General features: G+C 71.1%; 20 protein-coding genes. 12 read left to right on the top strand and 8 right to left on the bottom strand.

Translation table 11 applies throughout. The annotated features are described in order from the left end of the window. Positions 1-35 precede the first annotated feature (35 nt). Positions 36-446, top strand: a complete 411-nt coding sequence (locus tag FBY22_RS02050) for a hypothetical protein (RefSeq protein ID WP_142142174.1) — start codon at positions 36-38, stop codon at positions 444-446. Between the two features lie 503 nt (positions 447-949). Here FBY22_RS02050 and FBY22_RS02045 read toward each other — a convergent pair. Continuing rightward, complete coding sequence (locus tag FBY22_RS02045) at positions 950-2,773, bottom strand: phosphoenolpyruvate carboxykinase (GTP) (RefSeq protein ID WP_142142173.1); 1,824 nt, start codon at positions 2,771-2,773, stop codon at positions 950-952. 364 nt (positions 2,774-3,137) lie between these two features. Between FBY22_RS02045 and FBY22_RS02040 the strand changes: the two genes are divergently transcribed. From FBY22_RS02040 to FBY22_RS02025, 4 genes are all read left to right on the top strand, one after another. Continuing rightward, positions 3,138-3,884, top strand: coding sequence for a hemolysin III family protein (locus FBY22_RS02040; RefSeq protein ID WP_142142172.1), 747 nt, complete (start codon positions 3,138-3,140; stop codon positions 3,882-3,884). Positions 3,885-3,987: 103 nt separating this feature from the next. Next, positions 3,988-5,535, top strand: a complete 1,548-nt coding sequence (locus FBY22_RS02035) for an MFS transporter (RefSeq protein ID WP_142142171.1) — start codon at positions 3,988-3,990, stop codon at positions 5,533-5,535. Next, a complete protein-coding gene (locus tag FBY22_RS02030) occupies positions 5,532-6,173 on the top strand; it encodes a TetR/AcrR family transcriptional regulator (protein ID WP_174267065.1) in 642 nt (213 codons plus the stop codon). The genes FBY22_RS02035 and FBY22_RS02030 overlap by 4 nt, the downstream gene beginning before the upstream one ends. A gap of 33 nt (positions 6,174-6,206) precedes the next feature. Then, positions 6,207-6,923: a Mut7-C RNAse domain-containing protein gene (locus FBY22_RS02025; protein WP_142142169.1), complete on the top strand. Its 717-nt coding sequence runs from the start codon at positions 6,207-6,209 to the stop codon at positions 6,921-6,923. A gap of 7 nt (positions 6,924-6,930) precedes the next feature. Here the strand turns inward: FBY22_RS02025 and FBY22_RS02020 are convergent, their stop codons facing one another. Together FBY22_RS02020 and FBY22_RS44645 are read right to left on the bottom strand one after the other, a co-directional pair. Next, the gene (locus FBY22_RS02020) at positions 6,931-8,961 is read right to left on the bottom strand and encodes a thioredoxin domain-containing protein (protein WP_260844696.1); all 2,031 of its coding nucleotides are present in this window, start codon (positions 8,959-8,961) and stop codon (positions 6,931-6,933) included. Beyond that, positions 8,942-9,607 (bottom strand): helix-turn-helix transcriptional regulator, encoded by a 666-nt coding sequence (locus FBY22_RS44645; protein WP_142142167.1) that lies wholly within the window; start codon positions 9,605-9,607, stop codon positions 8,942-8,944. Before FBY22_RS44645 ends, FBY22_RS02020 begins: the two co-directional genes overlap by 20 nt. 130 nt (positions 9,608-9,737) lie before the next feature. Here FBY22_RS44645 and FBY22_RS02010 point away from each other — a divergent pair, with 130 nt between their 5' ends. Together FBY22_RS02010 and FBY22_RS02005 are read left to right on the top strand one after the other, a co-directional pair. Further along, a complete protein-coding gene (locus FBY22_RS02010; RefSeq protein ID WP_142142166.1) occupies positions 9,738-10,190 on the top strand; it encodes a hypothetical protein in 453 nt (150 codons plus the stop codon). Positions 10,191-10,300: 110 nt separating this feature from the next. Continuing rightward, positions 10,301-13,504: a tetratricopeptide repeat protein gene (locus FBY22_RS02005; protein WP_142142165.1), complete on the top strand. Its 3,204-nt coding sequence runs from the start codon at positions 10,301-10,303 to the stop codon at positions 13,502-13,504. A 72-nt stretch (positions 13,505-13,576) separates the two neighbouring features. On the opposite strand, the gene FBY22_RS02000 is transcribed toward FBY22_RS02005, so the two are convergent. After that, positions 13,577-13,822: a hypothetical protein gene (locus FBY22_RS02000; RefSeq protein WP_142142164.1), complete on the bottom strand. Its 246-nt coding sequence runs from the start codon at positions 13,820-13,822 to the stop codon at positions 13,577-13,579. Beyond that, complete coding sequence (gene mca / locus FBY22_RS01995) at positions 13,815-14,696, bottom strand: mycothiol conjugate amidase Mca (RefSeq protein WP_142142163.1); 882 nt, start codon at positions 14,694-14,696, stop codon at positions 13,815-13,817. The genes FBY22_RS02000 and mca overlap by 8 nt, the downstream gene beginning before the upstream one ends. 127 nt (positions 14,697-14,823) lie before the next feature. Between mca and FBY22_RS01990 the strand changes: the two genes are divergently transcribed. Together FBY22_RS01990 and greA are read left to right on the top strand one after the other, a co-directional pair. Further along, positions 14,824-15,222, top strand: coding sequence for a DUF4307 domain-containing protein (locus tag FBY22_RS01990; protein WP_142142162.1), 399 nt, complete (start codon positions 14,824-14,826; stop codon positions 15,220-15,222). A 166-nt stretch (positions 15,223-15,388) separates the two neighbouring features. Next, positions 15,389-15,889, top strand: a complete 501-nt coding sequence (gene greA / locus FBY22_RS01985) for a transcription elongation factor GreA (protein ID WP_142142161.1) — start codon at positions 15,389-15,391, stop codon at positions 15,887-15,889. Between the two features lie 122 nt (positions 15,890-16,011). Here the strand turns inward: greA and FBY22_RS01980 are convergent, their stop codons facing one another. The 3 genes from FBY22_RS01980 to ilvA form a co-directional block, all read right to left on the bottom strand. Next, positions 16,012-16,869 (bottom strand): ABC transporter permease, encoded by an 858-nt coding sequence (locus tag FBY22_RS01980; RefSeq protein ID WP_142142160.1) that lies wholly within the window; start codon positions 16,867-16,869, stop codon positions 16,012-16,014. Beyond that, entirely contained in the window at positions 16,866-17,882 is a 1,017-nt protein-coding gene (locus FBY22_RS01975) for an ATP-binding cassette domain-containing protein (RefSeq protein ID WP_142142159.1), read from the bottom strand. Before FBY22_RS01975 ends, FBY22_RS01980 begins: the two co-directional genes overlap by 4 nt. A gap of 204 nt (positions 17,883-18,086) precedes the next feature. Beyond that, positions 18,087-19,316, bottom strand: coding sequence for a threonine ammonia-lyase (ilvA, locus tag FBY22_RS01970; RefSeq protein ID WP_142142158.1), 1,230 nt, complete (start codon positions 19,314-19,316; stop codon positions 18,087-18,089). 163 nt (positions 19,317-19,479) lie between these two features. Here ilvA and FBY22_RS01965 point away from each other — a divergent pair, with 163 nt between their 5' ends. The 3 genes from FBY22_RS01965 (at position 19,480) to FBY22_RS01955 (ending at position 21,023) form a co-directional block, all read left to right on the top strand. Then, positions 19,480-19,986: a MarR family winged helix-turn-helix transcriptional regulator gene (locus FBY22_RS01965; protein ID WP_174267180.1), complete on the top strand. Its 507-nt coding sequence runs from the start codon at positions 19,480-19,482 to the stop codon at positions 19,984-19,986. 223 nt (positions 19,987-20,209) lie between these two features. Beyond that, positions 20,210-20,713: a sigma factor-like helix-turn-helix DNA-binding protein gene (locus tag FBY22_RS01960; RefSeq protein WP_142142157.1), complete on the top strand. Its 504-nt coding sequence runs from the start codon at positions 20,210-20,212 to the stop codon at positions 20,711-20,713. A 61-nt stretch (positions 20,714-20,774) separates the two neighbouring features. Further along, positions 20,775-21,023, top strand: coding sequence for a hypothetical protein (locus FBY22_RS01955; RefSeq protein WP_142142156.1), 249 nt, complete (start codon positions 20,775-20,777; stop codon positions 21,021-21,023). Positions 21,024-21,025: the final 2 nt, after the last annotated feature.

The raw sequence follows: 21,025 nt of genomic DNA, 5'->3' as shown, positions 1-21,025 counted from the left end.
CTAGGATGGCTTCCTGACAGCACAGGAGGCCATCCATGTACGAACCGATCCGCACCAAGTCGGTCCACAGCACGATGGCCGGCACGACCTCCGACTTCCCCCACCGTTCCCGCGAGGAGGAGCTGGACATCCAGCTCGCCGGACATCTCGCGGCACTGCTGACCGTCACGGACGAGCTGCGGGCGGTGGCCCCCGGCCTCGACGAGGCCGCGGAGCGACTCGCCCGGCAGGTGGCCCGGCTGCGGGGCGGGGTGACGCCGGTCCGCATGACGTCGGCGCCGTCCGACGCCGACGTCACCGCCCTGCACGAGCGGGCCCACGCCCTCGCGGGCCGCGCCCTGGTCGTGGCGGCCTCCCGCGCCGACACGGCGGCGGCGATCCTCGCCGCCGAACAGATGGACGTCCACGCGGCCGCGCTGGAGCCGCGCGAGCTGGCGTCCACCTGAGCCCCCTTCCCTGCGGGGCTCCCTCTGACGGCCCCGGTCCGCGTGCACCCGCAGCGGCGCGCGGACCGGGCGCCATGCACTGCGTTGGCTTGAGCGGGGGTGCCTTGTCGCCGTAGGGCGCCTGCTCGTCGGCGGGTGGGGGATCGTCGTGGCGTGTCGCGCAGTTCCCCGCGCTCCTTTGGGGCGCGTTGCAGGGCCGGGGCAGGTATGTCACCCCCCGTTCATCGGGTGCGCCGGGGAAAAGTAACGCGCCCCACAGGGGCGCGGGGCTGTATCGACATGCGGCTCCGCCGCGTGGGCGCGACCAGCCACAGACGGCCCGCAGACGAAAACGGCGAAGGCCCGCCCCCTTCCTCCCGTCGGGGCGGACGGGAAGCAGAAGGACGGGCCCGAGCCACACACGCCATTGTGCGCGGCCTCGCCGTACAGCACCGCAGCCGGCCGTGACGATCACTGGTCAGGGCACATCCCAGCCGGCCGCGGAGTCTTTCAGGGAGCGGGCGTCACCCGAGGCGCTGCACCAGCGCCCGGTACTCGTCCCACAGCTCCTTCGGCGTGTGGTCGCCGAACGTGTTGAGGTGCTCGGGAACCAGCGACGCCTCCTCCCGCCACACCTCCTTGTCGACGGTGAGCAGGAAGTCCAGGTCGGACTCGGACAGTTCGAGGCCCTTGGTGTCGAGGGCGCCCTTGGCGGGCAGGACGCCGATCGGCGTCTCCACGCCCTCGGCCTTGCCGTCCAGCCGCTCCACGATCCACTTCAGGACGCGGCTGTTCTCGCCGAAGCCCGGCCAGACGAACTTGCCCTCGTCGTTCTTGCGGAACCAGTTGACGTAGTAGATCTTCGGCAGCTTGGACTGGTCCTTGCCCTTGGCCACGTCGATCCAGTGACCCATGTAGTCGCCCATGTTGTAGCCGCAGAACGGCAGCATGGCGAACGGGTCGCGGCGAAGCTCGCCGACCTTGCCCTCGGCGGCCGCGGTCTTCTCGGAGGCGACGTTGGCGCCGAGGAAGACGCCGTGGTTCCAGTCGAAGGACTCCGTCACCAGCGGCACCGCGGAGGCGCGACGACCGCCGAAGAGGATCGCCGAGATCGGCACGCCCTTGGGGTCCTCCCACTCCGGCGCGATGATCGGGCACTGCGAGGCGGGCACGGTGAAGCGGGCGTTGGGGTGGGCGGCCGGGGTGTCGGACTCCGGCGTCCAGTCGTTGCCCTTCCAGTCCGTGAGGTGGGCCGGAGTCTCCTCCGTCATGCCCTCCCACCAGATGTCGTTGTCGTCGGTGAGGGCCACGTTGGTGAAGACCGAGTTGCCCCACAGCGTCTTCATCGCGTTGGCGTTGGTGTGCTCACCCGTGCCGGGCGCGACGCCGAAGAAGCCGGCCTCCGGGTTGATCGCGTAGAGCCGGCCGTCCTCGCCGAACCGCATCCAGGCGATGTCGTCGCCGATCGTCTCGACCGTCCAGCCGGAGATCGTGGGCTCCAGCATGGCGAGGTTGGTCTTGCCGCAGGCCGACGGGAAGGCCGCCGCCACGTACTTGGACTCGCCGGTCGGCGGGGTGAGCTTGAGGATCAGCATGTGCTCGGCCAGCCAGCCCTCGTCGCGCGCCATCACGGAGGCGATGCGCAGGGCGTAGCACTTCTTGCCGAGCAGGGCGTTGCCGCCGTAGCCGGAGCCGTAGGACCAGATCTCGCGGCTCTCCGGGAAGTGCGAGATGTACTTGGTGGAGTTGCACGGCCACGGCACGTCGGTCTCGCCCTCGGCCAGCGGGGCGCCGAGGGTGTGCACGGCCTTGACGAAGAACCCGTCGGAACCGAGCTCGTCGAGGACCGGCTGTCCCATGCGGGTCATCGTGCGCATGGAGACCGCGACGTAGGCGGAGTCGGTGATCTCGACGCCGATCGCGGAGAGGTCGGAGCCGAGCGGGCCCATGCAGAACGGGACGACGTACATCGTCCGGCCCTTCATCGAGCCGCGGAAGACGCCCTTCTCCCCCTGGAAGATCTCCCGCATCTCCGCGGGCGCCTTCCAGTGGTTGGTCGGACCCGCGTCCTCCTCCTTCTCGGAGCAGATGAAGGTCCGGTCCTCGACGCGGGCGACGTCGCTCGGGTCCGAGGCGGCGTAGTAGGAGTTCGGGCGCTTGATCGGGTCGAGCTTCTTGAAGGTGCCCTTCGCGACGAGCTCCTCGCACAGGCGCTCGTACTCGGCCTCGGATCCGTCGCACCAGACCACGTTGTCCGGCTGGGTCAGTTCCGCGATCTCGTTGACCCACGAGATCAGTTCCTGGTGGTTGGTGGGGATCACGGTGGGAGCCGCGATGTCGCGCGCCACGATTGCTCCTAAATGAGGGATTTGTGATTTTGGAGGCCCCGTGGGGGCTGCGACCCGGATGCTGCATGACTGGATCTTCAGCGCTCATCCGGTGCCGACCGCACTCATTTGATGATCCGAGTCGAGTGCCCATATGTCCAGAGGGCCTCACAAGTGAGCGGAGTGGGGATCGTCACGCACAACCGTGTTTCCACGCGTGATTTTGCGTGCACGTTGAGTTCACCTGAAGGTTCTTTTGCCGGACGACCGCACGCCCACCGGCCATGAAACGAACGCCCACCGGTCATGAGATGATGGCCACTCTTCGGCGCATCTCTGCCGCCACTGATTCGTAACTTACGGTTCCGTAGGTACGATGCAGGGCATGACTGCGCCCGTCCCCGACGCCGCCAAGAACACGCCGGCCGCCGGCCGCCGTCCCGAGGCGAACTCGATGCCGCACCAGATCAAGCAGCACGCCCAGCAGCTCACCGAACCGCTCAAGCCGAAGCTGCGCGGCTGGCTGCACCTCGGCATGTTCCCCGCCGCCCTGATCGCGGGCCTGGTACTCACCGCCCTCGCCGACTCACCCCGCGGCCGCATCGCCTGCGGCATCTACGCCCTGACGGCCTGCCTGCTGTTCGGCGTGAGCGCGCTGTACCACCGCGGCAACTGGAGCCCGCGCATGGACGGCATCCTGCGCAGGCTCGATCACGCCAACATCTTCCTGATCATCGCGGGCACCTACACCCCCCTGACGATGCTGCTCCTGGACGGGGCGAAGGGGCAGTGGCTGCTGTGGGGCATCTGGGGCGCAGCGCTCGCGGGCATCGCCTTCCGGGTGTTCTGGGTGGGCGCCCCGCGCTGGCTCTACACCCCCTGCTACATCGCGATGGGCTGGGCCGCGGTCTTCTTCCTGCCCGACTTCATGCGCACCGGGGGCATCGCGGTGCTGGTCCTCGTGATCGTGGGCGGGCTCCTCTACAGCGCCGGGGGCATCATCTACGGCCTCAAGCGGCCGAACCCCTCACCGCGCTGGTTCGGCTTCCACGAGGTGTTCCACTCCCTGACGCTCGCAGCGTTCGTCGTCCACTACATCGGCATCTCGCTGGTGGCCTACCAGCACGCATAGCGTCTCCCGGCACCCCATCAGGGCCACGGCTTCCGAGCCGTGGCCCTTTTTGCATGCCGATTTCGATTGACAGCCACCATATTTTGAGAGCTACTCTCATTTCATGGCTACTGTCACTCCAGATCCTCGGCGCTGGTGGGCCCTCGCGGCCCTGGTCGCGAGCATGCTCACGCTCGGCTTCGACATGACGATCCTCAACGTCGCGCTGCCGACCATGGCCGCCGACCTCGGCGCCACCACCGGCCAGCAGCAGTGGATGGCGGACTCCTACATCGTGGTCTTCGCCGCCCTGATGCTCCCGGCGGGCCTTCTCGGCGACCGCTTCGGCCGCCGGCGCATGCTGATCACCGGGCTGGGGATCTTCCTCGCCGGTTCGCTCGTGGGCGCTCTGGCCGCGGACGTGAACTGGGTCGTCGCCGCCCGGGCGGTCATGGGCGTCGGCGCGGCCCTCGTCACCCCGCTCGCGCTGTCCGTCCTGCCCTCGCTGTTCGGCGCGGACGAGCGCACCAAGGCCGTCAGCATCATCTCGACCGCGTCCGCGCTCGGCCTGCCGCTCGGCCCGATCATCGGCGGCTGGCTGCTGAACCACTACTGGTGGGGCTCGGTCTTCCTGATCAACGTCCCGATGGCCGCGATCGGCATCGCCGCCTGCGTCTTCCTGCTCCCCGAGACCAGAGACCCGGCCTCCCCGAGGGTCGACGCGCTCTCCACGGCGTGCACCGCGCTCGGCCTCGGCGCCCTCGTCTACGCGATCATCGAAGCCCCCGACCGCGGCTGGAGCGACCCCCTGGTCCTCGCCCTGTTCGCCGCGTCCGCCGCCCTGCTCACCGCGCTGGTGCTGCGCGAACGCCGCTCCGCGCGCCCCATGCTGGACATGACGCTGCTCGGCCACCGCGGCTTCCTGCTCAACACCGTCGCCGCGACCCTGGTGATGTTCGTCCTGTCCGGCCTGCTGTTCGTGCTGCCGCAGTACCTCCAGGCCGTACGCGGCAACGACGCCCTGGGCACCGGCATCCGGCTGCTGCCGATAATCGGCGGTCTCACGGTCGCCGCCAAGGGCGCGCCGGCCGCCGCCCAGCGGTTCGGCGCGCGGGCCACGGTCAGCGCGGGCCTGGTGGTGCTGGCGTTCGCCGCGTTCCTCGGCAGCCGTACGACCGTCCACTCCGGCTACGGCTTCACCGCCCTGTGGCTGTCCGTCACCGGTGTCGGCTTCGGCTTCGCGCTGGTCCCGGCCATGTCCGGGGCGCTCGCCACACTGCCCAGGGACCGGGCGGGCAGCGGCTCGGGCCTGCTGATGACCCTGCGTCAGGTCGGTGGCGCCATCGGCATCGCCCTGCTCGGCAGCCTGCTCGCCGGCGCCTTCCGCGACCGGCTGGACGTGACCGGGCTGCCCGCCGGGGCCGCGGACGCCGCCGGGGACTCCGTCGTCGCGGCCCACATCGTCGCCCTCAAGGCGCACGCGCCCCGGCTGGCCGCGTCCGCGGACGGCGCCTACGTGCACGGCATGGGCCTGGTCCTGCTGGTGTGCGGCGCCGCCGCCCTCGTATCGGCGCTGCTGGCCGCCGCGTTCCTGCCGAACGCCCCCGTCGCAGGGAAGGAGCCGCAGGACGCCCCGCCGATGGCCACCGCCGTGACGGATGCCGGACAATGACGTCCATGACGGCCGCACGCTCCCCCCTCTCCCCCGCCGACCGCCCCCGGCTCGGCCTGCGCGAACGCAAGAAGATCAAGACCCGCGAGGCGATCCGTACCGCGACGTACGCGCTGATCGGGGAGCAGGGGTACGACGCCACGACGATCGAGCAGATCGCCGAGCGCGCCGAGGTGTCGCCGTCGACCGTCTTCCGGTACTTCCCCACCAAGGAGGACATCGTCCTCACGGACGAGTACGACCCGTTGATGCTGGAGGAGCTGCGCGCGCGGCCCGCGGACGAGTCGTGGATGGACTCCGTGCGGTACGTGATGCACCGGGCCATGGACGTGATGATGACCGAGGACCCCGAGGTGGCGCGCACCCGGGCGCACCTGTCGGCGCAGGTCCCCGCGGTCCGTGCCCGGATGGTCGAGTCCATGTCGCAGACCGGACGTCTGCTCCGCGAGGCCATCGCGGAGCGCTCCGGTCTGGCCGCCGACTCCCTGGAGGTCCGCGTCTACGCGATGTCCCTGGTCGGCGGGTTGATGGAGGCCAACATGTGCTGGGCGGAGAACGGCTTCAGGGACGACCTGCGCGACCTCGTGGACCGCGCGCTGGACGTCCTGGAACACGGTCTCCCCACCGAAAACCCATGAGCCCGTCCATCCCGCGCATGACATCCTGACCGGGTGAACGGTCCCGAGATCCACGTCGAGTTCGCCCCCGAACTGGCCCTGTTCGTCCAGCGCCGGCCGCGACGGACCCTCGTCACCGACGGCGTCTCCTCCCTGGGACACGCCGTGGAGTCGGCCGGCGTCCCGCTCACCGAGGTCGGCACCCTTCGGGTCGACGGCCGGGAGGTCCCGACGTCCTACGTGCCCGCCGCCGGCGACCGCGTGGAGGTACGGACCGTCGAGCGCCCCCAGCGGGTGCCCGGGGCTCCCCTGCGCTTCCTCCTCGACGTCCACCTCGGCACCCTCGCTCGTCGGCTGCGCCTGCTCGGCGTGGACACGGCCTACGAGTCGACGGACATCGGCGACCCGGCGCTCGCCGCCCTCTCGGCCGCCGAGAAGCGGGTCATGCTCAGCCGCGACCGGGGCCTGCTGCGCCGCCGCGAACTGTGGGCCGGCGCCTACGTCTACAGCACCCGCCCCGAGGACCAACTCCGCGACATCCTGGACCGGTTCCGCCCCGAACTGCGGCCCTGGACCCGCTGCACCGCGTGCAACGGGCTGCTGAAGGAGGCCACCAAGGAGGAGGTCGCCGACCAGCTCCACGGCGGCACCCAGCGCTCGTACGACGTCTTCGCCCAGTGCCGCGAGTGCGGACGCGCCTACTGGAAGGGCGCGCACCACGAGCAGCTGGTCGCCATCGTGGAACGCGCCCTGGCGGACTTCGCGAGCTAGGGACCGCTCAGCCGTTGAGGGCTGAGCGCAGTCGGGCCGGGTCGGTGGTGGGTGCGTCGCAGGTGAAGTTGCGGCAGACGTACGCGGTCGGCCGACCGTCGGTCAGGGGCCGGTCGGCGAGCAGGGGGAACTCGTCGCTGTCCGGGGTCCCCACGGCCACGACCGCGCCGGGGGCGGTCCCCAGGAGAGCCGTACGGTGCAGGGTCCGCGTGCCCTCGTCGTCGAGGCCGGGTCCGACGATCGCGACCTCCCGCGGCCCGTCGAGCAGCGCCTCGGCGACCGCGAGCCCCCAGCCGATGAACCGCGGCACTCGCGGGCCCAGCGCCTTCACGACCCCCAAAGCCCGCTCGGCGGCGGTGCGATGGGGCTCGGAACCGGTGTGGGCGGCATAGCTCAGCAGGGCTCCCGCGGCGGCCGTCCAGCCGGACGGCACGGCGTTGTCGGTCGGGTCCTGCGGCCGGCGGATCAGCCGCTCGGCGTCGGCGGCGGTGTCGTAGAGCGAACCCGACTCGGGATCGGCGAACCGGGCCAGGACGTGGTCCAGCAGGAAGCCGGCGAACTCCAGCCAGACGCCCTCGCCGGTGACGGACGCGAGTGACAGGAAGCCCTCGGCGACGTCGGCGTAGTCCTCCAGCACGCCCGCGTTGGCGCCGGCCTGGCCGTCCTTGCTGGTACGGGAGAGCCGGGCCTGCTCGTCGAGGTGCAGCCGGACAAGGAGGTCGGCCGCCGTCACGGCCGCGTCGACGAGGTCGGGGCGGTCGAAGTAGGCGCCGGTCTCGGCGAGCGCGGCGATCGCGAGGCCGTTCCAGGCGGCGACGACCTTGTCGTCCCGGCCGGGGGCGGGGCGCCCGGCGCGCGCGACGAGCAGGCGCTCCCGGACGGAGGCGATCCTTTCGGCGTCGAACAGACCGTCCTGCTGCGGCAGTTGCAGCACCGACTGGCCGTGCTCGAAGGTGCCCTCCTCGGTCACCCCGAAGTACTGGGCGGCGAGTTCGGCGTCGTCGTCCCCCAGCACCTCGCGCAGCTGCCCGGGCGTCCACGCGTAGTACGCGCCCTCGACGTGCCTGCCGGTCCCGTCGTCGCTGTCGGCGTCCAGCGCGGAGGCGAACCCGCCCTGCTCGGTGCGCAGTTCGCGCACCATGAAGTCGGCCGTCTCCAGCGCGACCCGCCGGGCGAGCTCGGAGCCCGTGGCCCGCCACAGGTGCGCGTAGACACGGCACAGCAGGGCGTTGTCGTAGAGCATCTTCTCGAAGTGCGGCACGATCCAGTCGCGGTCGACGGAGTAGCGGGCGAAGCCGCCGCCGAGCTGGTCGTAGATCCCGCCGCGGGCCATGCGCTCGCAGGTGTCGGCGGCCATCTGCAGGGCGCCCTCGGAGCCGGTGCGGGCATGGTGGCGCAGCAGGAACTCGGCCACCATGGACGGCGGGAACTTGGGGGCTCCGCCGAAGCCGCCGCGCTGCGCGTCGTACTCGCGGGTGAGCCCGAGCAGGGCCTGCGCGAGCTCCTCCTCGCCGGGGGCCTCGGGGCCGCCGTAGGAGATCTCCCTGCCGGCGAGGTCCCGGACGATCTTGCCGGCGACCTCCGCGACCTCCTCCCGCCGGTCGGCCCAGGCGCCGCGCACGCCCTCCAGGACCTGCCGGAAGGAGGGCATGCCGTGGCGGGGGGCGGGCGGGAAGTAGGTGCCGAAGTAGAACGGTTCGGCGTCCGGGGTGAGAAAGACGGTCATGGGCCAGCCGCCCTGGCCGGTGGCCGCCTGGACGGCCTCCATGTAGACGGCGTCGACGTCGGGGCGCTCCTCGCGGTCGACCTTGACGCTGACGAAGTGCTCGTTGAGGAAGTCGGCGGTGGCCCGGTCCTCGAAGGACTCGTGGGCCATGACGTGGCACCAGTGGCAGCTGGAGTAACCGACGCTCAGCAGAACGGGCTTGTTCGCCTTGCGGGCCTCCTCGAAGGCCTCGGCCGACCAGGGCCACCAGTCGACGGGGTTGTCGGCGTGCTGGAGCAGGTACGGGGACGTCTCATGGGCCAGTCGGTTCACTCCTCCACTCTCCCACGGGCTCGGCCACGGCGTAGAAACGCATGTTGACTGGGCGCGCCCCCTCGGGGGCGGTCTCGCGGGAGTGGCCGTATCGGTCCAGCAGGGCGCGGTACTCGCGCAGGAACGCCAGGAGTTCGTCCTTGGTGAGCCAGGTGCCGTGGCGCTGCACATGGGCCCAGCCGTCCGGGCCGCGGTACTCCTCGTGGGCGCGGCGGAAGAGCTGGGTGTCGACGTCGATCTTCAGCAGGGCGAGATGCCGGGCGGCCTCGAACTCCTCCCGGCTCATGGTCGCCGGGTCGGGCGTGGTGTGGCTGAACGGCAGCAGCCGCCACCACCGCTCCCGGCCGCCCGACTTCTCCGGGATCTCCTCGACGAGCCGCTGCTCGGCGAGTTTGCGCAGGTGGTAGCTGGTCGTCCCGGAGCTCTCGCCCAGCTCGCGGGCGAGCACGGTGGAGTTCGCCTCGCCGTGCCGGCCGAGGTAGTCGAGGATCCGGCGGCGCAGGGGGTTGCCGAGGGACTTGTACAGCGCCGTGCGTTCGAGGCCGGTCATGCCGGTGTGCCGGGCGTCGGTCGTCTCGGTGCGCCCGGAGTCGGTCGTCTCGGTCGTGCCGTCGCTCATGCGGCCACCGGCAGCCTGGTCGCTCATGCGGCCACGGTAACCCTGAGCAACCCTGATCCGTCCCTGAGGTTCGCCGAATTTTCTTTGCAGAATTTTCTCTGCGGTCTAGCGTGGAGGCGTTGGGGAGTGCAGGCGTCGGATCGGACGGGGGAAGAGCGTGAAGAAGCAGTCGTACGAGAAGCAGCTGGCGGGGTGGACCCTGCTCCTCCTGGGCATCGCGGTCGGCGCGGTGGCCGTGGCGCTGAAGAGGTGGACGCTGGTCTTCCTGGGCGCGGCGACCGTGGTGCTCGTGCCGTGGACGGTGGTGCTCGGCCTGACCCTGCCGGCCGACACGGAGGTACGGCACTGGTCGCCGGCCTGGACCGGCCTGGACGTCCTGATGGCGGCGGGCTGCGCGGCGACGCTTCTGCTGGGCCTGCGCGGCCGCCCCGCCGCCCGCCTCACCGCCTCGGCCACTGCGGCCGTCGCCGTCCTGGACGCCTGGTTCGACATAACAACCGCGCAGGCGGGGTCCGGCCTCACCCAGGCCCTCGCCTGCGCGGTCGGCGAGGCGGCGCCGGCCTGCGTCTGCGTGTTCCTGGCGGTCACCGACCGCCGCTCCCGGACCTGAGTGGTCCTCGGGCTCCTTTGATCGCCCCGTTGATCGCGGCCCTCTGTCGCTCGCGTCCCTCGCGAAGGACACTCGTAGGCACAGGAGTTGCCGCCGGAGGGGGAAGCGACATGCGGGACGCCCATCGGGCGGAGGCCGAGCGGCTGTTGGCTCGGGCCGTGGAGGAGGAGGTGCGGCGTTCCGGCGGGCGCACCGACGGGGGCGTACTGCTGTCGCGGGCGCGCGGAGCCCTGGACGCGATGGCGGAGACGGCCGCCGAGGAGTACGCGGCGTATACCCGCGCACTGGACGAGGCGGACGCGGGACGGCTCACCTTCGCCCAGCGGTACGCGCACGAGGGGTCGGGAACTCCCCTGCTGGTGGCGGCCGTTGCCGCGATCGCGGCCGTCGCCGCCGACCTGGCCTTCGGCACCGACACCGGCACGGCGGTCGGGGTGGGTGCGACCGTGGGCGTCGTGGCCGCCGCGGCGACGGTCGTCAAGGTCGCCGGCTCCCATCTGCCCGACGCACACCATCACGCCGGTGCCGCGAACCAGCCGGGCGGCCCCGAGCAGCTGCGCCTGCAGTGGCTGACGGCGCTGGAGGTGCGCGGCATCCGCCCCTTCCTCGACCAGCAGCGGGTGCTGGCCGCCTCGACGGGACCGAAGCAGAGCGGACCGCGGCTGAAGGGCGCGGACAAGAGCGCGGCGGCCCGCGGACGGACGGTGCTGCAGCAGTCGTTCGGCCAGCTCCCCTCCCCCGAGGGCTCGTTCGCGGGGCGACGGCAGGAGATGGCCCGGATCCGGCAGTGGGTGCAGGCCTCCCGCGCCGGCACGGAGACCCGGCCGACGGTCGTCGTGCTGCACGGAGCCCCCGGCAGCGGTCGCACGACCCTCGCCGTGCGCGCCACGCACGATCTCAAGGACTACTTCCGCGGCGCCTGTGTCGTCGACCTGCGCGGCGGCAGCCCGGAGGAGACCCCGCTGTCCACCCGCGATGCCCTGCTCCATCTCCTCAACCGTCTCGGAGCACCCCGCGAACAGCTCCTGTTCCGCGAGCGGTCCTCCCCCGACCAGCAGGTCAAACGGCTGAGCGAGCTGTACCACCAGCACCTCAAAGGCCTTGCGGTCACGATCGTCCTGGACGACGCCTCCGACCCCGAACAGGTCCGCGCGCTGGTCCCCGAACGCTCCGACAGCCTGGTCCTGGTCACCACCCGCGAGCCCCTCGCCCTCCCCTCCGACATCCAGGCGTGGGTGCACGACCTGCCGGTCGAGGCCCTGGACGCGGCGGGCGCCGAGGAACTCCTGGACGCCGCGGCACAGGAAAGGACCGAGCCCTACGACGCCCAGTCCGCCGAGCGCATCCGGGAGTTGTGCGGCGGGCTGCCGCTGGCCCTGCGCATCGCCGGCTCCTCGCTGGGCCCGCGCTCCCCGCGCACGCTGGCCACGGACCTCGGGGCGTACGGCCCGGTCGAGCCGACCGAGCGCGCCCTGTGGCTGCGCTACACCGACCAGTCGGACACCGCCCGCCGGCTGCTGCGCCGCCTCGCCCTGGCCGGCCGCGCCTCCCTCGGTGCCGCGGCCGCCGCCGCCCTCCTCGCCACCGACGAGACCGAGGCGACCCGCCGGCTGACCGCCCTGTCCCGCGCGGGCCTGATCGACCACGTCCGCGGCAGCCGCTACCGCCTGCACGACCTGGTGCGGGCCTTCGCGCAGGCCCGTCTGCTCGACGAGGAGGAGCCCGCCGAGCGCACGGCGGCGCAGGAACGGCTGATCGCGAACTACGCCGAACTCGCGGACTCCGTGCTGCGTCTGGTCGACGGCAACATGTCGACCCGCTCGGACCGCTTCAGCCCGCACGGCTTCACCTCCCTGGAGGAGGCGCTGCGCTGGCTGGACGACGAGTCGAGCTTCATCACCTCGACCCTGCGGCACGCGGAGGGCGTGAACCAGGCGGCGGTACTCAACCTGCTCGGCGCCCTGTGCGACTACTGCCTGCTGCGCGGCGACCTCTACCGCCTGGGCGAGATCAGCGAACTGGCCCAGGCCGTCGACCAGGGTCTGCTGGTCCGCTCGGTGCAGTGGCGCACGGGCATCGCGGCCCGTCAGCTCGGCGAGCTGGACAAGGCGCGCACGACCCTGTCGTCCGTGGTCGACCTCTACCTGGAGGCGCATCACGACGCGGGCGCCGCCCGCGCCCTGTGCTCCCTCGGCATCACCCTGCACCACCAGGGCAACCTGACCGAGGCGGCGGCCAAGCTCCGCGAGGCCCTGAACCTCCAGTCCGCACCCGAACTGGCCACGGACCGCGCCTGGACGATGCACGCCCTGGCGGCGGTGGAGCGCGACCGCGGCGGGGTGGCCGAGTCCCTGGACCTGCTCACCCGTTCCCTGGTCCTGCACCGCGAGGGCGAGTCGGTGCACGGCGAGGCCTGGGCGCACTTCCAGCTCGGCCAGCTCGCTCTGCGCATGGGTGACCTCCCGCGCGCGGAGTCCGAGCTGCGCGCGGCCCTCGACCGCTACGGCCGCACCCGCGACGCCCGCGGTGAGGCCTGGGCCCTGACCCAGCTGGCCCGCGCCCGTCTCGTCGCCGGCGACCCGTCACCGGCCGTGGACGGCCTGCGCCGGGCAGCCTCCCGCCACCGCGAGAACGAGGACGCCCGCGGCGAGGCCTGGACGATCTACTACCTGGGCCAGGCGCTGGAGGAGACGGGCAACCTCGACCTGGCCGTCCGCGAACTGGAACGCTCCCGCACGATGTTCTCCCGGATGCGGGACGTCTACGGGCTGGCCTGCGCCCGCCACCATTCGGCGCGGGTCACCCGCGACCAGCGCGCCGCCCAGACCGGTTCGCTGCGCAACTCCGGCTTCGCCAGACAGCTCCTGGTCGACGCCCGCGCCGACTTCCAGCGCATCGGCGTCGCCCACGGCGAGGCCTGGACCTGCCTGGAACTGGCGGTCGTGGACGCGGGCAACGCCCGTACCCCACAGGCACTTGCCCTGTGCGACGAGGCGATCGACCTGTTCACGTCCTACGGCGACCTGCGCGGCGAGGACTGGGCCCGCTTCCTGCGCTGCACCCTGCTGCCCTACGCCGCTGCCGGCGGCGTGGAGATCGGCACCGCGGTCGCCCAGGAGGAGCTCACCCAGCTGTCCCGCACCAGACACCCTCTGCGGGACGAGAAGCTGGACGACTACGTCGGTGCCTACCAGCTCCTTCTGGAACGCGGCGTGGACCTGGACACGGGCTGGCAGGCCTGGCGCCTGGGCATGGTGCCGAGCCGGCACGCGCGGGAGGTGATGGGGGTGCCGGTGGCCGTGCGGCAGGACTGACGACCGTCAGCCCCGCCGTCGGGCGTCAGCGCCGTCGCCGCGTCGCGCGTCAGCCCCGTCACCGCCGGGCGGTCAGCTCTCGGAGGACTTGCCGGAGGCCTTTGCGGAGGCCTTCTCCTCGGAGTCCGCCGGGTCCTCGAACTTGACCTTGCCCATGTGCTTGTTCATGGACTTCATCAGCCCCCACACCGCCAGGGCCATCACCGCGAAGACGATGAAACCGAGGACGCCGGGGGTGACCTTGTTCTCGTCCACCTCCTTGGCGAGGGGGACGAGGTGCGTCACTGCCAGGCTCACGCTTGCGCTCATGTCAGGCATTGTCGCGGATGCCCGCGAAGAGGTCGTCCTCGGGGAGGGAGGTGTCCACGAGCGACTTCGCCAGCTCGTACTCCTCCGTCGGCCAGACCTCCTTCTGGATCTCCATGGGGACCTTGAACCAGCCGCCGTCGGGGTCGATCTGCGTGGCGTGCGCGATCAGGGCCTTGTCACGGATCTCGAAGAAGTCGGCGCACGGAACGTGCGTGGTCAGCGTGCGCTCGACGCGCTCGAACTCCTTCCAGCGCTTGAGCCAGTCCCCGTACGGCGACTCCAGGCCGCGCTCCAGCAGCGCGTTGTGCAGCGCCTCGGTGCGGGGGCGGTTGAAGCCCTGGTTGTAGTACAGCTTCTGCGGCTGGTACGCCGGGCCGAACTCGGCCTCCGGGTACTTCTCGGTGTCCGCCGCGCCCTCGAACGCCACCATCGAGATCTTGTGGGTCATGATGTGGTCGGGGTGGGGGTAGCCGCCGTTCTCGTCGTAGGTGGTGATCACCTGCGGACGGAAGGAGCGGATCTGCTTCACCAGCTCGCCCGCCGCCTTGTCGACGTCCTCCAGGGCGAAGCAGCCCTCGGGCAGCGGCGGCAGCGGGTCGCCCTCCGGGAGGCCGGAGTCGACGAAGCCGAGCCATTCCTGCCTGATGCCGAGGATCTCGCGGGCCTCGTCCATCTCCTTCTTGCGTACCTCGTGGATGTGGTCCTCGATGTACTTGTCGCCCTGCAGCTTCGGATTGAGGATGGAACCGCGCTCCCCACCGGTGCAGGTCACGACCAGCACGTCCACCCCCTCGGACACGTACTTCGCCATGGTGGCCGCGCCCTTGCTCGACTCGTCGTCGGGGTGGGCGTGCACGGCCATCAGTCGCAGCTGGTCAGTCAAGACTCAATCCTCGTAAGTCGGCGCCCCCGGTGTCTTCGGGTGCGATCGGCGGCTTCTATAGTGACCGAATCGGGGGGCGAATAATTCCGGGGTCCGGCTCCGGGAGCCCCGCACCGAGAGGACGATCATGGGTACGGCGAGCACTCAGCTGCCCGAGGGCCGCTACGGCCGCTCCTCGGACGCCCGTGCCGACCACAAGCTCAAGATCGCCGGTGCCGTCCTCGGGACCCTTCTGCTCATCCTGGTCGGCTATTTCGCCTACCACTACGTCGGCCAGAACAAGATCAGCGGCGAGGTGATCACGTTCGAGCCGCACCGGAGCTCCGTCTCGGTGCATCTGGAGGTCCGCAAGGACGCCGACGCCTCCGGCTACTGCACGGTCCGCTCCCAGGCGGCGGACGGCTCCGAGGTGGGCCGGGCCGACTTCCGGTTCGACGGCGGCGCCACCCGGATCGACAAGGTCGTCACGCTCCGTACGACGGCTCCGGGCACCACGGCCGAGCTGCTGGGCTGTCACGCCGACTGAATCACCCGGATGCGTTGGGGCTGACCTGCGCCGACGTAATTCTGATGGCTTATGTCCTCCCCCTTCGGCCACTGAATTGTTAGGCTCGTGGTTTCGCCCTTCCGTGAAGGAACATTCTTCTGGGTAGGGCGATGCTTTGTATTCCCAGTACCTACGAGGAGCACCTGTGACCCAGACCAGCGAGAACGTCACCTGGCTGACCCAGGAGGCGTACAACCAGCTCAAGGCCGAGCTGGAGTACCTGTCTGGTCCCGCGCGCACGGAGATCGCCGCCAAGATCGCGGCCGCGCGCGAGGAGGGCGACCTGCGTGAGAACGGCGGGTACCACGCGGCCAAGGAAGAGCAGGGCAAGCAGGAGCTCCGTGTGCGCCAGCTGACCCAGCTCCTGGAGAACGCCAAGGTCGGTGAGGCGCCGGAGTCGACGGACGGTGCCGTGGCGCCCGGCATGGTCGTGACGATCGCCTTCGACGGCGACGAGGACGACACGCTGACCTTCCTGCTCGCCTCGCGCGAGTACGCGAGCGCCGACATCGAGACCTACTCGCCGCAGTCCCCGCTGGGCTCCGGCGTGATCGGCCACAAGGTCGGCGAGGACGCGGAGTACGAACTGCCCAACGGCAGGAAGGCCTCCGTGAAGATCCTCAAGGCCGAGCCCTACAACGGCTGACCCGGCGGTCTACGGGCCGCTCGCGGCCACCCACACCCTGCCCTCGACCCGCCCCCGGCGCCCTCATGGCGCCGGGGGCGTCGTCGTACCAGTACCGCGGGATCAGTCGTCGCGCGGGCCGCTCACGCCGTCGCCGAGCGGTACTTGCGTACCGCCAGGGTCCGGAAGACGACGATGATCAGTGCCGAGTAGATCAGCGAGGCCCACACCGGGTGCTGCATCGGCCAGGCGCCCGATTGCGACTGGCCGGGGTTGGCGAAGAGCACCCGGCAGGCCTGCACGGTGGCGCTGAACGGGTTCCACTCGGCGATGTGGCGCAGCCACGGGGTCATGTGGCTGGTGTCCACGAAGGCGTTGGAGATGAACGTCACCGGGAACAGCCAGATCAGTCCGCTGGAGGTCGCGGCCTCGGGGGTGCGCACCGACATGCCGATCAGGGCGCCGATCCAGGTGAACGCGTAGCCGAGCAGGAGCAGCAGGCCGAAGGCGGCCAGGACCTTGGCGGCGTTGGTGGAGCCGTTCGACCCGACCCGCCAGCCGACCAGGACCGCGACCACGGCGAGGACGACCAGGGTCAGCGCGGTCTGGACGAGGTCGGCGAGCGTGCGCCCGGTCAGCACCGCGCCGCGTGCCATGGGCAGGGAGCGGAAGCGGTCGATGAGCCCCTTGTGCATGTCGTCGGCGATGCCGGCGCCGGAGCTGGCGGTGGCGAACGTGACGGTCTGCGCGAAGATGCCGGCCATGAGGAAGTTCTTGTAGTCGGTGGCGCTGGTGCTGCCGCCGATCTGCATGGAGCCGCCGAAGACGTAGGTGAAGAGCACCACGAACATGATGGGCTGGATGAGCCCGTAGATGATCATCTCGGGGATCCGGGACATGCGGATCAGGTTCCGCTTGGCGACGACCATCGAATCCCGGAACGACTGGCTGACGGGGTTCCCGGTCGGCGCGACCCGCACGGCGTCGGTCACGGCGCTCACTTGGCGGCCTCCTTCTTCTGCTTGCGGTCCTTGGCGGGGGCGTCCGCCGTCGCGCCGTTCTCCTCCGCCTTCACCTCGGCCACATGGCCGGTCAGGGAGAGGAACACGTCGTCGAGGGTCGGGCGGCGCAGGCCGATGTCGTCCATCTCGATGCCGCGGACGTCCAGTTCGCGGATGATCTCGGCCAGCAGCTTGGCGCCGCCGGTGACGGAAACGGTGAGCTTGCGGGTGTGCTCCTCGACGCTGACGTCGCCCTTGCCGAAGCCGCCCAGGACCTCGCGGGCGGTGGGGATGTGCTCGCGTTCGTGCACCACGACCTCGACGCGCTCGCCGCCGGTGCGGGCCTTGAGCTGGTCGGAGGTGCCGCGGGCGATGACGCGGCCGTGGTCGACGACGGCGATGTCGTGGGCGAGGTGGTCGGCCTCCTCCAGGTACTGCGTGGTCAGCAGCAGGGTCGTACCGCCGGAGACGAGCTGTTTGATGACCTCCCACAGCATCTGGCGGTTGCGCGGGTCGAGGCCGGTCGTCGGCTCGTCCATGAACATCACGGGCGGGGAGACGACCAGGGCGGCGGCGAGGTCGAGCCGGCGGCGCATGCCTCCCGAATAGGTCTTGGCGGTGCGGTCGGCGGCGTCCGCGAGGTCGAACTGGGCCAGCAGCTCCTCGGCCCGGGCCTTCGCGGCCTTGGCCTTCATCTGGTAGAGCTGCCCGACCATCTGCAGGTTCTCCCGGCCGGTCAGGTACTCGTCGACCGCGGCGAACTGGCCGGACAGGCCGATCGAGCGGCGCACCTCGTTCGGATGCTTGAGCACGTCGAGGCCCGCGACGACGGCCCTGCCACTATCCGGTTGCAGAAGGGTGGTCAGACAGCGGACAGTGGTCGTCTTGCCCGCGCCGTTCGGCCCGAGCAGGCCAAGGACGGTGCCCTCGGGGACATCGAGGTCGACGCCGTCCAGAGCCTTTACGTCACCGAAGGTCTTCACCAGACCTTCGGCGTAGATGGCGCCTGGCATATGAGTCTCCACGTCGTCGGGGATTCTTCGGAAAGCCTAGATTTGTGCGCTTTGCCCCGCCCGACGGATGCCGGGGCGGGCAGGCGAGCGGTCACGAGACACACCATAACGCGATGTATCGCGTCCCTCAACGGATTTTCCCGAACGAGTGACAAAGGGCCCCTGAACTGGGGTTTTTCTTGTGGCTGTGCGAATCCGCGCGTCTCAGTCGATGATCGTGTAGCCCGCCTCGCGGAGGGCGCGGCCGACCTCGGCGCAGTGCTCCGGCCCCTTCGTCTCCAGGTGCAGCTCGACCTCCGCCTCCGTGAGCCCGAGCCGTGGGTCGGTCCGTACGTGGCTCACATCGAGGACGTTAGCGTCGACCACTGACAACACCCCGAGAATCGTCGCGAGCGCCCCCGGCCGGTCCGTCAGCCGCAGCCGTACGGCCAGGTAGCGGCCCTGCGCGGCCATGCCGTGCCGCAGCACGCGCTGCAGCAGCACCGGGTCGACGTTGCCGCCGGAGAGCACCGCCACGACCGGGCCCTCGAAGGCGCGCGGATCGCCCAGCAGCGCCGCGACCGGGCTCGCGCCGGCCGGCTCGACGACCATCTTGGCCCGCTCCAGGCAGAGCAGCAGCGCGGCGGCCAGCTCGTCCTCGGTGACCGTGCGCACCTCGTCCACCAGCTCGTCGATGATCCCGAACGGCACGTCACCGGGCCGCCCGACCTTGATGCCGTCGGCCATCGTCGCCGGATGCTCTATCGACACCGGGTGCCCGGCCGCGAGCGAGGGCGGATACGCCGCCGCGCCCTCCGCCTGCACACCGACGATCCGCACGTCGGGCCGCAGGGCCTTCACCGCCACCGCGACACCGGCCGTCAGGCCTCCGCCGCCGATGCCGACGACGATCGTCCGTACCTCCGGGCACTGCTCCAGGATCTCCAGGCCGACCGTGCCCTGCCCCGCGATGATGTCGGGGTGGTCGAAGGGGTGGATGAACACCGCGCCCGTCTCGGCCGCGTACGCCTGGGCGGCGGCCAGCGTCTCGTCCACCACCTGCCCGTGCAGCCGCACCTCGGCGCCGTACTCACGCGTCGCGCTGATCTTCGGCAGCGGTGCACCCTTCGGCATGAACACCGTCGCCCGCACCCCCAGCAGCGAGGACGCGAGGGCCACGCCCTGCGCGTGGTTGCCGGCGCTCGCCGCGACGACCCCGGCGGCCCGCTCCTCCGGCAGCAGGCCGGCGATGCGGACGTACGCGCCGCGCAGCTTGAACGACCCCGTCCGCTGGAGGTTCTCGCACTTCAGGTGCACCGGCGCGCCCACCAGCCGGGACAGGTGCCTGCTGCCCTCCATCGCCGTCATCCGCGCCACGCCCGACAGCATCTTCTGGGCGCCCCGGACGTCGTCGAGGGTGACGGACCGCAAGGAGTCGGCCGTGCTGTAGCTCATGACTCAAGCATCGCAGTTCACAGGCGCGCACGACCGGTGTGACCAACGTCCGAGACTGGTTTGCGCAGCGTCGGTACGGCCCGCCTCCCGGCCGCGTACTCTGTCCCCCATTCACAGACCACCTTCATGAAGCGAGCCTCCGGCCATGCCCACAACACCTGAAATGTCGATGGACATGACGACCGTCGGTGACACCGGTCTCCTCGACACGCTGCAGCACGAGGTGGCGGTCTTCGCGCGCCGTGCCGAACAGACCCGGCTCGGTGGGGTCGGGCAGGTGCGCAACTCCATGGACCGCGCCGCATACCTGCTGCTCAACCGCCTCGACGACGAGGGCCCCATGGGCGTCAAGGCGCTCGCGGCCAGCATGGGCATCGACTCCTCGACGGTCACCCGGCAGGTGGCTCCGCTCGTCGACACCGGTCTCGTCAAGCGCACCTCGCACCCCGAGGACGGCCGCGCGGTGGTGCTCCAGCTGTCCCCGCGTGGGCAGTCGCGGCTGGAGGAAGTGCGGTCCTCCAGGCGTCAGTTGATGGCCGAGCTGACACACGACTGGGCACCGGAGGAGCGCGAGGCGTTCTGCACGCTCCTCACGCGCTTCAACACCGCCCTCTCCACCCGGATGGCCGTACAGGGGGTACCGGGGCCGGAGGCGTCGCAGCCGTCGTAGTCGCAAGGATGCCGTAGCGGCCGTGACTGTGCCTCTCGTGTCCCCGCGCGGCCCCTCTCGCGTTTTCCCGCGGCCCCATTCGCGCGCATCCGCGGCGCGCGGCTCTTGACCGAAAGGCCGCCCTTGGCCTCATATGAGATCGGGGCCCTCGTCGTACACGGTTTCGTATGCCGTACGCGGCCGGGCCCGGGTCTCACAGGGGCGCGTCAGGGTGGGAGGCGCGGTGCGGCAACGGCAGGTGTCCCAAGGAGCCCGCCGGGCCCGGGAGTTCGAGGCGTTCGTCACGGGCGCGGCAGGGCGGCTGTTGCATGCCGCCACACTGCTCACGGCGGAGCTGCCGGAGGACAACCCGCGGGCGCGGCGGCTGCTGACACACGCCCTCGCGCACACGTACGCGTGCTGGGACCGGCTGCGCGGGGAGGACCCGTACGACCGCGCCCGCCAGTATCTGGCCACCCGCTTCGCGCGTGCCGCGTGGCACCAGTACGGCGGTTTCGGCCGGAGCCGCCCGCACCCCGACAGCGCCCTGGCCGGACTGGCACCCCAGGAGCGCCTGATCCTGGTCCTCAGGCTGTACGAGGGGGTCGCCGAGGAGCAGACGGCGGCGCTGCTCGGTCTCCCGGTCGACCGGGTGCGCTCCATCTGCGACCGCGCCACGACCTCCCTGCTGCATCCCGCGCGCGGGCGGCCCTCGCCGGTGATCGGCGCCAAGGTGGCGCCGTCATGAGGCGCGGGCGTCTGCGGACACGCGCGGCGACGCGGCGGGCGCCGATACGGGGAGGTGCGGGGTGAACCGGCCCGAGCGTGAGGCCACCGCGCGCCGGCTCATGGAGCAGGAACCGCCGCCCGTGCCGCCGGAGCTGTACGACGACGTCATGCGGCGCGGCGCCCGCATGCTGCGCCGCAGGAGGATCGTCCGGCGTCTGATGTGGCTGCTGCTGTGCGCCGCGACCGTGGCGTTCGTGGTGTGGGCGCTCACGGCCCGCCCGTGGGTGGAGCCGCCGTCGCAGACGACTCCCCCTTACACGGGCTGGTGAAC

The organism is Streptomyces sp. SLBN-31, from assembly GCF_006715395.1.
GTDB lineage: Bacteria > Actinomycetota > Actinomycetes > Streptomycetales > Streptomycetaceae > Streptomyces.
Note: the sequence above shows the minus strand (reverse complement) of the source record. Positions and strands in the feature narration are given on the sequence as shown.